Here is a 12,842-nt window from a genome sequence, read left to right as displayed (position 1 = left end):
ACCCCATGGACACCAGACGTCACTCGACGGCATGGCTCGCCACGGCCACCGCGGCAGCGCTGGCCGCCGGCGGCCTCGCCCTCACCATGACCGCCCAGCCCGCCGGCGCCGCGCCTCCCGCGGCGTCGAGCGTCTCGCCGTTCGACGTGAGCGGCGGCGCGACCGTGCCGTTCACCGAGTACGAGGCCGAGTCCGCGGCCACCAACGGCTCGGCCGTCGGCCCTGACTACACCCAGTCCACGGTGGCCTCCGAGGCATCGGGACGCCGTGCGGTCACCCTCAACGGCCAGGGCAAATATGTGGAGTTCACGCTGACCAAGGCGGCCAACGCCGTCGACGTCGCGTACAATCTCCCGCGTGGCGCGTCCGGCACGGTGTCGGTCTACGTCAACGGCACCAAGATCAGCCAGAAACTGGCGGTCACCGCGCAGTACTCGTACGTGGACACCGGCTGGATCGCCGGGTCGAAGACGCACCACTACTTCGACGACTCCCGCATACAGCTCGGCCAGAACGTGGCCGCGGGCGGCAAGGTCAAGCTCCAGCTGGACTCCGGCGACACCGGCTCGGCCACCATCGACGTCGCGGACTTCGAGCAGGTCGCCGCCGCCGCGTCGGCGCCCGCCAACTCGATCTCGGTGGTCACCGACGGCGCGGACGCGTCCGGCGGCGGCGACTCCACCCAGGCGTTCCGGCAGGCCATCTCCGACGCCAAGGCGCAGGGCAAGGAGGTCTGGATCCCGACCGGCAACTTCAAGATCACCTCCAACCTGCCGGTGGACGGCGTCACCCTGCGCGGAGCGGGCAACTGGTACTCGGTGGTGCACAGTTCGCACTTCATCGACCAGACCAGCGCCTCGGGCAACACCAAGCTGTACGACTTCGCGGTGATCGGCGAGGTCAGCGTCCGCAACGACAACTCGCCGGACAGCTTCGTCACCGGCAGCCTCGGCCCGAACTCCGTGGTCCAGGGCATGTGGATCCAGCGCGAGAAGTGCGGGCTGTGGCTCACCGGCAACAACAACAACCTGCTGGTGCAGAACAACCGGATCATCGGCACCACCGCCGACGGCCTCAACCTGGACGGCAGCGCCAGCGGCGTGCAGGTGAAGAACAACTTCCTGCGCAACCAGGGCGACGACTCGCTGGCGATGTGGTCGCTGGGCACGCCCGACACCGGCAACACCTTCAGCAACAACACCATCGTGCAGCCCAACCTGGCCAACGGCGTCGCGATCTACGGCGGCAGCAACAACACCGTCAGCAACAACGTGATCGCCGACACCAACGCACTCGGCGGCGGCATCGCCATCTCCAACCAGGCGTTCCTCCAGCCGTTCAACCCGCTGTCCGGCACCGTGACGGTCTCCGGCAACACGCTGATCCGCACCGGCGCCCTCAACCCCAACTGGGGCCACCCGATGGGCGCGCTGCGGGTGGACAGCTATGACTACGCGATCAACAACAACATCCAGATCAGCAACACCAAGTTCATCGACAGCCCGTACAGCGACTTCGAGTTCGTCTCGGGCGGCGGCCACGGCTACACGGTCAACGGCGTGACGATCAGCGGCGCGACCGCGTCCGGCACCGGCACCGTCGTGGTCCAGGCCGAGACCCCCGGGTCGGCGTCCTTCAGCAACGTGACCGCCACCGGCACCGGAGCCACCGGTACCTACAACTGCTCGTACCCGGCCAACCTGCCCGCCTTCACCATCAACAAGGGCTCGGGCAACAGCGGTTGGGACGGCAACTGGAACGACTGCTCGACCTGGCCGCAGCCCGGCGCCGGCGCGACCGGCGGCACCACCGGTGGCAGCACCGGCGGTTCGACCACCCCGCCGGCCAGCGGCAACCTGTCGCAGGGCCGGCCGGCCACCGCCTCGTCCACCGTCCAGGTCTACACCGCGGCCAACGCGGTGGACGGCAACGCCGACACCTACTGGGAGAGCGCGAGCAACGCCTTCCCGCAGAGCCTGACCGTCGACCTCGGCGCCGCGAAGCAGGTCGGCAAGGTCACCCTCAAGCTGCCGCCGGCGACGGCGTGGGCGACCCGTACCGAGACCCTGTCCGTCCTGGGGTCCACCGACAACAACAACTGGAGCACGCTCAAGGCGTCCGGCGGAGTCACCTTCAACCCCTCCTCCGGCAACACCGCGACGCTCACCTTCACCGCGGCGAGCGTCCGCTACGTCCGGCTGAACATCACCGCGAACAACGGCTGGCCGGCCGGCCAGATCTCCGAGTTCGAGACCTACGCCTCCTGACGGGCGTCGGCACCCGCCGGCCGGCGGTCCTCCGCGTGGGGGCCGCCGGCCGGCGTCTCGCCGTGTTCGCGCAGGTGCAGCGCGCGCAGCGCGATCTCGGTGGCGAACCGGTCGTCGGGGTGGGCCAGTTGGTCGCCGAACGCCCGGTCGAGCAGCCTGATCCGGTAGCGCACGGTCTGCGGGTGCACCCCCAGCTGCTCGGCCACCTGGCCGGCGGTGCCCCGGGTGGTGAGCCAGATCCGCAGCGTCTCGATCAGCCGGGACCGCTGGGTCGCGGTCAGCCCGACCAGCGGCCCGAGGTACTTCTTGGCGATCTGGTCCACCAGCGCCGGGTCGCCCAGCAGCCATAACGGCAGCAGGTGGTCCTCGCTCATCGCCACCGGCTCGTCGCCGATGATGCCGGCGTCGGCGAGCGCCAGGGTGTGCCGGGCCCAGCGCAGCGAGTCCGCGGCCTCGCTCAGCGAGGTGGTCAGCCCGATCGCCGCCCGGCAGCCGGTCAGCGCGGCCGACAGCGACGCCCGCCGCTGCTCGGTCAGCGGCCCCGGCACCAGCAGATGCGGCTCCGGGTCGCCGAAGTCGGCCAGTACGTCCTTGTCCAGCGCGGTCTTGGCCGGCCGGGTCTCGGCGGCCACCGCGACGAGCGTGACCTCCTCGGGCAGCGGCCACCCGGAGTGCTCGGCGAGCTCGGCCAGCGCGCTGCGCGCCACCGACGTGCCGCCCAGGATCCGGCGCAGCAGCCGGCGCCGCCGGTTGTCCGGCTCCTCGCCCAGTTCGGCGAGCGCCTGCGTGTAGCCCTCCAAGGACAGCTCGGCCAGGTCGCCCATGTACGCGAACAGCGCGTCGGCGAAGCTGAGGATGAAGGACGCCGAGAGGTTGTAGCGGCGGCCCACGCTGCGCACCCGGCGCAGCGCCACCTGGCAGCCGATCCGGTACGCGCTCTGCAGGCTGTCCAGGCTGCGGCCCTCGTACGCCTCGAACCGGCCGAACTGCCGGCACAGGTCGTCGCGCAGCGCGGCGGACGCGGTGGGCGCGGCCACCCGGTCCACGAAAGTGGCGATGCTCTGCTCGATCCCGATTTTGATCACCCGGGCGTTGGGGCCTTCAAGCAGGTGCCCGTATTCGGGGATCGCGGTGACGATTTCAGCAGCCATCTCTTTTAATAGACTGGGTAGTTCAGGCCGCATGACGGCGGCGAACTCCCGCGGAATCGGACCGAAGGATTCCGCCTGCTCCGGAGTCGTCCGCATCACGGCCATGCCGCCTCTCCCTCGCAGCGTTGCGATGGTGACCTCGCTGCAAGATAGACCAAACGTGCACTGAGCGCAGCACCCCGTACACGGAAACGTGACATCCGGACGCCCCGGGGCGCTTCTCGGACACCGGCGCCGGGCGCGGGCGCCGGGGCCGGCCCGGCGCGGCAGCACCGTCCCGGGGCATCGCGCCGGATGCTCACTCTTTTACAAGAACCCCTCGGCCGCTGTTGCCCGGGTGACAGAAAAATACCCGGCAGTAAGGTCCGCCGGAGAATCTTGGCCGCGATTGTTGCGCCCCCGGTTACCCGTGCGTAGCGTCCTGCCCCGCAAGGGCAACCGAAGCGGAATCGTTGCCGCACGTTCCAGGTAGTGAGTCGCAGCCCAATTCCCGTCCCAGCAGGGCGGAGTGCGGTTTATCAGGTACGTCAAACTCCAGGAAGGATCAGCCCATGCGCAAGCTTTCCAGTGTCGCCAAGACTGGCATCATGACGGCTGCCGGGATCGCCGCCGCCGTCGGACTGGCGGCGAGCCCGGCCAGCGCGGCCGGTACGTGGACGGTGTCGGGAAGCACCGGCTCCGGCGGCGCGTTCACCGCGAGCGCCACCAAGCCGGTGCTGAAGGACGCCAACACCGGCACCACCCTCACCTGTGCCTCCTCGGCCGCGACCGGCACGGCGCCCAACGGCACCGGCCTGTCGGGGACGAACATCGCCGCGATCAACACGGTCACCTTCGCGACCTGCACGGGGCCGGCCGGCATCAGCTTCACCGTCGCCTCGCAGAGCCTGCCGTGGCACCTCAACGCCGTCTCCTACTCCGGCGGCGTCACCACCGGCACCCTGACCGGGGTGCGGGCCAAGCTCACCGGCCTGTGCAACGCCACCTTCGCGGCCCCGTCGGGCGTCAACAACGGCGCCACGCTGACCGGCAGTTACAACAACGCCACCCACACGCTGTCGATCAGCGGCGCGTCGGCGCTCAAGGCGTACAGCGTCTCGGGCATCTGCCTCGGCCTGATCAACAACAACGACCTGGCCTCGTTCACCGCCGCCTACGTGGTCTCCCCGTCCACCCTCAAGATCACCTCCCCGTGATCCGGGAGTAGCGGGAGCAGTACGCCACCCGGCATCGCACGCACTCAGGACGTACGCAGGACCCCGGCCCGCAGCCCCCTGGGCCGGGGTCCGTGGCGATGGCGGAATACGCACCGGAGTACAAAGCTCCGCTTTTGATTTGTCATTCCGTGACAAGAAAACAGCCGCCGCGCGGATCGCCGAATGTTCGTCTGTTCGATCACTTGTCCCGCCTTATTACCCGCACGTAATGTCCAGCGTCGCCAGTCGGCTTGAGGAGTTCAGAGATGAGGGGTGCCGTGAGACCGCCTCGGACGGTGCGGTTCGCGGCCGTCGCGGCGGCCGCGCTCATGGCGGGGCTGCTGCCGGGCACGGACTCGGACGCGCGGGAGGGGACGGGGACGCTGTCGCTCGCCTACACCTGCCAGTTCGCCTCCGGCACCCAGGACGTCACCGTCGGCGTCCAGCAGACGTTCCCCACAGACGCGGTGGTCGGTGCGGCCATCCAGCCCGGCGACCCCGAGGTCACCCTCACCATCCCGCGGGCCGGCCTCACCGCGATGCTGCCGTCCGGCGCCACCGCGCTGGGCGGCACCGCCTCGCTCGGCGCGCACATCACCCACGGCGGCTCCAAGGCGCTGGCGAACTGGCCCGACCTGAAGGCGACTTCGGTGCCGGTGGCCGGCACCGGCGACCTGGACCTCGGCTTCACCGGCGAGGTCCCGGCGCTGAAGGTCACCGCGCCGGGCCCGGTGGTGTTCTCGGCCGGCGACCTGTCCCTGACGCTCCGGCCGGCCGCCGGCGACCCGCAGACGCCCCCGCCGTCGGACCCGGCCACCCCGCCGGCCGAGGGTACGGACGGCGGCGGCACCGGGACGGACGGCACCGGCACCGCGAAGACCGCCACCTCGGCCGACACGACGAGCACGGCCACGCCCACCGCCGCCCCGCTCCCCGACATCACCGGCACCTGCACGCCGGCCGCCGGCCAGGACGCGGTCCTCGGCACCGTCCCCGTCACCGGCGCGGCCACCGGGCAGCCGCCGTCCGGGCCGTCCGGCTCCGCCCCGCCCTCCGGCTCCGGTTCCGCCTCGGCCCCCGCCACCTCCGGCCTGCCGCCGTCCGCCGGCGGATCCCCGTCCGGCACCGCCACGCCGACGGGCACGGACCCGCCGGGCGGCGCGGACCGGCACGCCGGCACCCGCAACACCATCGAGGTGGCGCCGCCGCTGCACTCCCACGTCTACGGCTGCAAGCGCACCCACGTGCCCGGCGAGATCGACCAGAGCGTGCTGCCGAAGGCACCGGCCGGCACCACCTTCTACCCGGTCGCCGGCGACCCGCCGATCCCCGACGACCCCACCTGCACCTACGCCGTCGGCTTCACCAACGTGCTCAAGCTCAAGGGCGCCACCGTCGTCAACGACCCGCACGGCAAGCCCGGGTTGACCACCGTGCAGACCGTGCGGTCCGGCTTCCGGCCGGCCGACCCGGACAACACCGGCCTGTACCTGGAGATCGACTCGCGCGGCTGGATGGACCTGCCGCCGTCCGACGCCACCTTCCTGACCTTCGGCTTCATGCCGACCTCGGCCCGGATGTACCTGGTGCCGACGACCGCGCTGACCGTCGTGGCGGTCGGCTACGGCGACACCGGCGACTCCGGCCCGGCCTCCCAGCCGACGGTGACGACGCTGACCGGGAAGCTGACCGTCGAGCTGCGCGACGTGAAGGTCAACGGCGTGCCGCTCGACGTCGGCAGCAGCTGCAAGACCGTCCGGCCGATGCAGCTGCGGCTCACCGGGGTCGCCGACGCGTTCATGCCGGGCGGCGGCGACGGCAAGCCGGACTACAAGCTCGACACCGGCGGCCCGCTCTCCCAGGACGACCTGACCATCCCGCCGTTCGGCGGCTGCGTCACCGCGCAGGGCGAGGACGTCAGCTCGCTGTTCACCTCGTCCGTCTCCGGCCCGGGCAACTCGCTCAACCTCATCCAGGGCCTGCTGTGCTACCCCGCCGCGCAGATCGGCTGCAACGCCGATCCGGCCGCGCCGGTGGAGATCGACCTTCCAGAACTCCCGCACCACTGAATTTCCGCAACAGCCGCTACGACCCGCCCCGGGAGGTGCAATGGGAATCGAAGTGATCGTCGAGGGTCTGACGAAGTCCTTTGGCAAACAGACCGTCTGGCAGGATGTGACGCTCACTCTGCCGCCCGGCGAGGTAAGCGTGATGCTCGGGCCGTCCGGCACCGGGAAGACGGTGTTCCTGAAATCCGTCATCGGGCTGCTGAAACCGGAGCAGGGCCGGGTCATGGTCGACGGCGTCGACATGGTCAACAGTCCCGAGCGCGACATCTACCAGGTGCGCAGGCTCTTCGGGCTGATGTTCCAGGACGGCGCCCTGTTCGGCTCGATGAACCTGTTCGACAACATCGCCTTCCCGCTGCGCGAGCACACCCGCAAGAAGGAGTCCGAGATCCGCCGCGTCGTGATGGAGCGGATGGACATGGTCGGCCTGCTCGGCGCCGAGGGCAAGCTGCCCGGCGAGATCTCCGGCGGCATGCGCAAACGCGCCGGGCTGGCCCGCGCCCTGGTGCTCGACCCGCAGATCATCCTGTGCGACGAGCCGGACTCGGGCCTGGACCCGGTCCGCACCTCGTACATCTCGCAGCTGCTGATCGACCTCAACGCGCAGATCGACGCCACGATGCTGATCGTCACCCACAACCTCGACATCGCCGCGAGCGTGCCCGACAACATGGGCATGCTCTTCAACCGCCAACTGGTCGCCTTCGGCCCCCGCGAGCTGCTGCTGACCAGCGACGAGCCGGTCGTCCAGCAGTTCCTGAGCGGCCGCAGGTCGGGGCCGATCGGGATGTCGGAGGAGAAGGACCAGGCGACCATCGACCGCGAGCAGCTGCACGGCACCGACGCCGGACCGGTGGCGCCGCCCAGGATCGTGCCGCAGCTGGAGCCGAGCCCCGGGCTGCCGCCGCGCGAGGCGGTGCAGCGGCACCGGGCGCGGGTGCTGGCGATGTGGGACGACCTGCCGCCCGCTGCCCGGCAGGCGGTACAGGCCGGCCTCGCCCCGGTGCGGGGGGAGACGGCATGACGGCACCGGTACGGCTCCCCGCGCCGCGCCGCCCGGTCCCCGGCAGCGGAGTGCTCCGGCAGACCGGCCAGTTGATGACGCTGGCCGCCACCGCCGTGCGCGACACCTTCCGGCGGCCGTTCCAGGTACGGGAGTTGATCGAGCAGTTCTGGTTCGTGGCCAGCGTGACGATCCTCCCGGCCGCCCTGGTGTCGATCCCGTTCGGCGCCGTGATCGCTCTCCAAGTGGGCTCGCTCACGCAGCAGTTGGGCGCCCAGTCGTTCACCGGCGGGGCCAGCGTGCTGGCCGTCATCCAGCAGGCGAGCCCGCTGATCGTGGCGCTGCTGATCGCCGGCGCCGGCGGCAGCGCGATCTGCGCCGACCTCGGCTCGCGCAAGATCCGCGAGGAGCTGGACGCCATGGAGGTGATGGGCGTCTCGCCGGTGCAGCGGCTGATCGTGCCGCGGGTACTGGCCACCATGCTGGTCGCGGTGCTGCTCAACGGCCTGGTGTCGGTGGTCGGCACGCTCGGCGGCTACTTCTTCAACGTCGTGCTCCAGCACGGCACCCCGGGCGCCTACCTGTCCAGCTTCTCCGCCCTGGCCCAGCTGCCCGACCTGTACGTCAGCGAGATCAAGGCGGTGATCTTCGGCTTCATCGCCGGCATCGTCGCCGCCTACCGCGGGCTGCACCCCAAGGGCGGCCCCAAGGGCGTCGGGGACGCGGTCAACCAGTCGGTGGTGATCACCTTCCTGCTGCTGTTCTTCGTCAACGTGGTGATCACCGGCATCTACCTCCAGCTCGTCCCGCCGAAGGGAGCCTGAGCGATGGCACTCCTCGACAAGGACACCCCGCAGGCCGAGCCGCCACCGCCCCCGCCGCCCGGAAGAGCCGGCCCCAGCCGCTGGCTGCGCTGGCTCGACGAGACCGGCGACCATCTGATCTTCCACATCACCGCGGTCCTGTGGATCCCGCGCACCCTGCGCCGCTACCTCAAGGAGGTGCAGCGGCTGCTGGCCGAAGTCGCCTTCGGCAGCGGCGGGCTGGGCGTGATCGGCGGCACCGTCGGGGTGATGATCGGGATGACGCTGGCCACCGGGACGGTGGTCGGCATGCAGGGCTACGCGGCGATGAACCAGCTCGGCACCACCGCGTTCACCGGCTTCATCTCCGCCTACTTCAACACCCGCGAGATCGCCCCGCTGATCGCCGGCCTCGCGCTGTCGGCCACCGTCGGCGCCGGCTTCACCGCGCAGCTCGGCGCGATGCGGATCAACGAGGAGGTGGACGCGCTCGAAGGCATGGGCATCCGCAGCATGCCCTACCTCGTCAGCACCCGGATCATCGCCGGCGTGGTGGCCATCATCCCGCTGTACGGCATCGGCCTGCTCAGCAGCTACGCGGCCTCCCGGCTGGTCACCGTATGGGTCAACGGCCAGTCGCAGGGCACCTACGACCACTACTTCAACCTGTTCCTGTCGCCCGCCGACGTGCTGCTGTCCACCCTGAAGGTGCTGATCTTCAGCGTCATCGTGATCCTCGCGCACTGCTACTACGGCTACACCGCCAAGGGCGGCCCGGCCGGGGTCGGCATCGCGGTCGGCCGCTCGGTGCGCAACGCCATCGTGATCATCTCGATCACCGACTTCTTCCTGAGCCTGGCGATCTGGGGCGCCACCACCACCGTCCGGGTGGCGGGATGACCAGCACCCAGACCCGGCCCGCCGCGCCCGCGCCGCCCCGCCCCCGGCTCGCCGCCACCGCCCGGCGCAGGACCGCCGGCATCGTCTTCCTGCTGGTGCCCGCGCTGCTCGCGTGGCTCGCGGTCGCCGTCTACGACAAGTCGTTCACGCACTCCGCGACCGTCGTGGTGGAGACCGGCAGCACCGGCAACGAGATGCACCTCGGCGCCGACGTGAAGGTGCGCGGGGTGGTCGTCGGCCGGGTGAAGTCCATCGGCGCCGACGGCGACGGGGCCCGGCTCACGCTGGCCATCGACCCGGGGGCGCTGCGGCGTATCCCGGCCGGGGTCACCGCGCAGATGCTGCCCACCACGCTGTTCGGCGAACGCTTCGTGGCCCTCGTACCGCCGCCCGGCACCCCGGCCGGCGGGCCGACGCTCGCCGCGCACACCACCATCCCGCAGGACCGGTCGAGCAACGCGATCGAGCTCCAGCAGGTGCTGGACAACGTGCTGCCGCTGCTCACCGCCGTACAGCCGCAGAAGCTCGCCGCCACCCTGAACGCGGTGGCCACCGCGCTGGACGGCCGCGGCACCGAACTCGGCAGCACCCTGGTCGAGCTCGACCACTACCTGACCCGGCTCAACCCCCAACTCCCGGTGCTCAACGACGACATCAAGCAGCTCGTCACCGTCAGCCACGTCTACAACGCGGCCGCGCCCGACATCGTGCAGGCGCTGACCGAGTTCACCAGGACCAGCCAGACCATCGCCCAGCAGCAGGCGAACCTCAGCACCCTGTACGGCAGCGCGACCGCCACCTCGCAGGACCTGACCACCTACCTGCGGCAGAACAAGGACAACCTGATCCGGCTGTCCGCCGACTCCCGCGGCACCCTCGGGCTGCTCGCGAAGTACGCCCCGTCCTTCCCCTGCACCCTGCGCACCCTGGCCGGCTTCGTGCCCGCCATGGACAAGGCGCTCGGCAAGGGCAGCAACGAGCCCGGGCTGCACGTCGACCTCACCTCCGTGCCGTCCCGCGGCAAGTACCTGCCGGGCAAGGACACGCCGGTGTACGACGCGGGCGGCGGCCCGCAGTGCTACCCGGTGCCCTACACCGGGCACGGCAGCACCCCGGCCGACACGCCGCTCGCCAACTCCCCGCAGGAGAACGAGCTGTTGAACGAGCTGCTGGCGCCCGGCATGGCCAAGTCCCCGCAGTCGCTGCCCGACTGGTCGAGCCTGCTCACCGGGCCGGTCTTCCGCGGGGCGGAGGTGACGGTGAAGTGAAGCGCCGCAGCCTGGCCGGCCCGATCGTCAAGTCGCTGGTCTTCATCCTGGTCACCGCGCTCGCCACCACCGTGCTGGCGATCAGCATCGCCGGCAGCGGTGTCGGCGACACCTCCGGCTACAACGCCAGGTTCACCGACACCACCGGGCTCGCGTCCGGCGACACCGTACGGATCGCCGGGGTCAAGGTCGGCCAGGTGGACTCGATCAAGGTGGTCGACCACCGGGTCGCGCAGGTGCACTTCTCGGTGCAGCGCGGACGCCGGCTGCCCGGCACGGCGACCGCCACCATCAAGTACCTCAACATGGTCGGCCAGCGCTACATCGACCTGGAGCAGGGCGCCGGGCCGGTCGGCGGGGTGCTGCGCCCCGGACAGACCATCCCGCTGTCCCGCACCACCCCGGCCCTCGACCTCACCCAGCTCTTCGACGGCTTCCAGCCGCTCTTCCAGGGCCTGTCGCCCAAGGACGTCAACCAGCTGGCCGGCGAGATCATCCAGGTGCTGCAGGGCGAGGGCGGCACGGTGGACAGCCTGATCAGCAACGTCGGCTCGCTGACCACCACGCTGGCCGCCAAGGACCAGGTGATCGGCCAGGTCATCGACAACCTCAACTCGGTGCTCACCACCGTCAACACCCGCGAGGCCGGCTTCAACGACCTGGTCACCGCGCTCCAGCAGCTGGTCAGCGGCTTCTCCTCGGACCGCGAGCCGATCGGCCAGTCGATCACCGCGCTCTCCCACCTGACCACCAGCACCGCCGGGCTGCTCGACGACGGGCGGCAGCCGCTGAAGAACTCGATCGCCCAGCTCGGCCGGGTGTCCACCAACCTGGCAGACAGCTCACCGCAGTTGCAGGACTTCCTGCGCGAGACCCCGCAGAAGTTCACCGCCATCGGCCGGCTGAGCTCCTACGGCTCCTGGCTGAACCTCTACCTGTGCCAGGCCACCGTGGCCGGCGTGACCACCTCGGACGGCAGCAAGGCGCCGACCGGCATAGCGATCACCGAATCGAGGTGCCGGTCGTGAACCGCGTCGTGAGCAGCGTCGTGAGCCGTGCGAGGGGTGCCGTCCCGCGCCGCCGCCCCAGGCAGCAGCCCGGGCCGCGGGTCCGCCACTGGCGGTTCCGGGACCGGGCCCGGCGCGGCAGGCCGCTGTTCCGGCCGCTGCGCGAGCGCAACCAGGTGCTGGTCGGCGCCGTCGGCCTGCTGGTGCTCGCGCTGGTCGGCCTGGTCGCGTACAACGCGGACGCGCTGCCGCTGGTCGGCGGCGGCACCACGTACAGCGCGAACTTCACCGAGGCCGCCGGGCTGCGGCCCGGCAACGAGGTCAGGGTGGCCGGCGTCAAGGTCGGCAAGGTGACCGGGGTGTCGCTGGACGGCGCCCAGGTCAAGGTCAGCTTCCGGGTCAGGCACACCTGGATCGGCGACGCCAGCACCGCCGCCATCGGCATCAAGACGCTGCTCGGCGAGAAGTACCTCGCCGTCGATCCGCTCGGCAGCCGCAAGCAGGATCCCGGCACCCGGATCCCCAAGAGCCGCACCACCTCGCCGTACGACGTCACCCAGGCGTTCAACGGCCTCGGCCACACGCTCGGTTCGCTCGACACCAAGCAGCTCGCGGCCAGCTTCCAGACCATCTCCGACACGTTCAAGGACACCCCGGCGTCGGTGCGCAGCGCCGCCACCGGGCTGTCCTCGCTGTCCCAGACGATCTCCAGCCGGGACGCGCAGCTCGCCGACCTGCTCAGCGGCAGCAAGCAGCTGACCAAGACCCTGTCGGACCAGAACGGCCGCTTCCAGACGCTGATCTCGGACGGCGACCTGCTGCTCGGCGAGATCCAGAAACGGCGGGACGCCATCCACTCGCTGCTCACCGGAACCCAGGACCTCAGCACCCAGTTGAGCGGGCTCGTCGCCGACAACACCCGGCAACTCGCCCCGACGCTCGACGCGTTGGACCGGGTCACCTCGGTACTGCTCACCAACCAGTCGAGCCTGGACCAGGCGCTCGCGCTGGCCGGCCCCTACTACCGGCTGGTCGGCAACACGCTGGGCAGCGGGCGCTGGTTCGACAGCTACCTGTGCGGGCTGGTCCCCACCAGCTACCTGCCGCCGGGCAGCGGGCCGACCAGCGGCTGCCAGCCGCCCAAGGCGACGGGAGCGACCTCATGAAGGGCCTGAAGT

10 protein-coding genes are annotated in these 12,842 nt (G+C 70.8%); 9 read left to right on the top strand and 1 reads right to left on the bottom strand.

Annotated features, from left to right (window positions below; translation table 11 throughout):
* Positions 1-5: 5 nt before the first annotated feature.
* A complete protein-coding gene (locus ACQPW6_RS08830; RefSeq protein ID WP_433888999.1) occupies positions 6-2,267 on the top strand; it encodes a discoidin domain-containing protein in 2,262 nt (753 codons plus the stop codon).
* Here the strand turns inward: ACQPW6_RS08830 and ACQPW6_RS08825 are convergent.
* On the bottom strand, positions 2,255-3,523 hold the full coding sequence (locus ACQPW6_RS08825) for a helix-turn-helix domain-containing protein (RefSeq protein ID WP_433888998.1): 1,269 nt from the start codon (positions 3,521-3,523) through the stop codon (positions 2,255-2,257). The two genes, ACQPW6_RS08830 and ACQPW6_RS08825, sit on opposite strands and share 13 nt — an antisense overlap.
* Positions 3,524-3,969: 446 nt before the next feature.
* On the opposite strand from ACQPW6_RS08825, the gene ACQPW6_RS08820 reads away from it, so the two are divergent.
* From ACQPW6_RS08820 to ACQPW6_RS08785, 8 genes are all read left to right on the top strand, one after another.
* Entirely contained in the window at positions 3,970-4,614 is a 645-nt protein-coding gene (locus ACQPW6_RS08820; protein ID WP_433888997.1) for a hypothetical protein, read from the top strand.
* A gap of 278 nt (positions 4,615-4,892) precedes the next feature.
* Positions 4,893-6,683, top strand: coding sequence for a DUF6801 domain-containing protein (locus tag ACQPW6_RS08815; RefSeq protein WP_433888996.1), 1,791 nt, complete (start codon positions 4,893-4,895; stop codon positions 6,681-6,683).
* Positions 6,684-6,723: 40 nt separating this feature from the next.
* Positions 6,724-7,707 (top strand): ABC transporter ATP-binding protein, encoded by a 984-nt coding sequence (locus tag ACQPW6_RS08810; protein WP_433888995.1) that lies wholly within the window; start codon positions 6,724-6,726, stop codon positions 7,705-7,707.
* The gene (locus tag ACQPW6_RS08805; RefSeq protein ID WP_433888994.1) at positions 7,704-8,510 is read left to right on the top strand and encodes an MlaE family ABC transporter permease; all 807 of its coding nucleotides are present in this window, start codon (positions 7,704-7,706) and stop codon (positions 8,508-8,510) included. Before ACQPW6_RS08810 ends, ACQPW6_RS08805 begins: the two co-directional genes overlap by 4 nt.
* A 3-nt stretch (positions 8,511-8,513) precedes the next feature.
* Positions 8,514-9,389 carry an MlaE family ABC transporter permease gene (locus ACQPW6_RS08800; protein ID WP_433888993.1) on the top strand — a complete coding sequence of 292 codons (876 nt, stop codon included), beginning with the start codon at positions 8,514-8,516 and terminating at the stop codon, positions 9,387-9,389.
* The gene (locus ACQPW6_RS08795; RefSeq protein WP_433888992.1) at positions 9,386-10,657 is read left to right on the top strand and encodes an MCE family protein; all 1,272 of its coding nucleotides are present in this window, start codon (positions 9,386-9,388) and stop codon (positions 10,655-10,657) included. Before ACQPW6_RS08800 ends, ACQPW6_RS08795 begins: the two co-directional genes overlap by 4 nt.
* On the top strand, positions 10,654-11,685 hold the full coding sequence (locus tag ACQPW6_RS08790) for an MCE family protein (RefSeq protein WP_433888991.1): 1,032 nt from the start codon (positions 10,654-10,656) through the stop codon (positions 11,683-11,685). Before ACQPW6_RS08795 ends, ACQPW6_RS08790 begins: the two co-directional genes overlap by 4 nt.
* Positions 11,686-11,810: 125 nt before the next feature.
* On the top strand, positions 11,811-12,830 hold the full coding sequence (locus ACQPW6_RS08785; protein ID WP_433894469.1) for an MCE family protein: 1,020 nt from the start codon (positions 11,811-11,813) through the stop codon (positions 12,828-12,830).
* Positions 12,831-12,842: the final 12 nt, after the last annotated feature.

The sequence above is a fragment of the Streptomyces sp. CA-111067 genome, from assembly GCF_050956065.1.
GTDB lineage: Bacteria > Actinomycetota > Actinomycetes > Streptomycetales > Streptomycetaceae > Actinacidiphila.
The sequence above is the reverse complement of the archived record's forward strand: the minus strand, read 5'-3'. Positions and strand labels throughout refer to the sequence as shown.

Excerpts from the sequence above, each read along its gene's own strand:
- ACQPW6_RS08830 (WP_433888999.1), top strand. The coding sequence starts at position 6 with ATGGACACCAGACGTCACTCGACGGCATGGCTCGCCACGGCCACCGCG.
- ACQPW6_RS08825 (WP_433888998.1), bottom strand. The coding sequence starts at position 3,523 with ATGGCCGTGATGCGGACGACTCCGGAGCAGGCGGAATCCTTCGGTCCG.
- ACQPW6_RS08820 (WP_433888997.1), top strand. The coding sequence starts at position 3,970 with ATGCGCAAGCTTTCCAGTGTCGCCAAGACTGGCATCATGACGGCTGCC.
- ACQPW6_RS08810 (WP_433888995.1), top strand. The coding sequence starts at position 6,724 with ATGGGAATCGAAGTGATCGTCGAGGGTCTGACGAAGTCCTTTGGCAAA.
- ACQPW6_RS08805 (WP_433888994.1), top strand. The coding sequence starts at position 7,704 with ATGACGGCACCGGTACGGCTCCCCGCGCCGCGCCGCCCGGTCCCCGGC.
- ACQPW6_RS08800 (WP_433888993.1), top strand. The coding sequence starts at position 8,514 with ATGGCACTCCTCGACAAGGACACCCCGCAGGCCGAGCCGCCACCGCCC.
- ACQPW6_RS08795 (WP_433888992.1), top strand. The coding sequence starts at position 9,386 with ATGACCAGCACCCAGACCCGGCCCGCCGCGCCCGCGCCGCCCCGCCCC.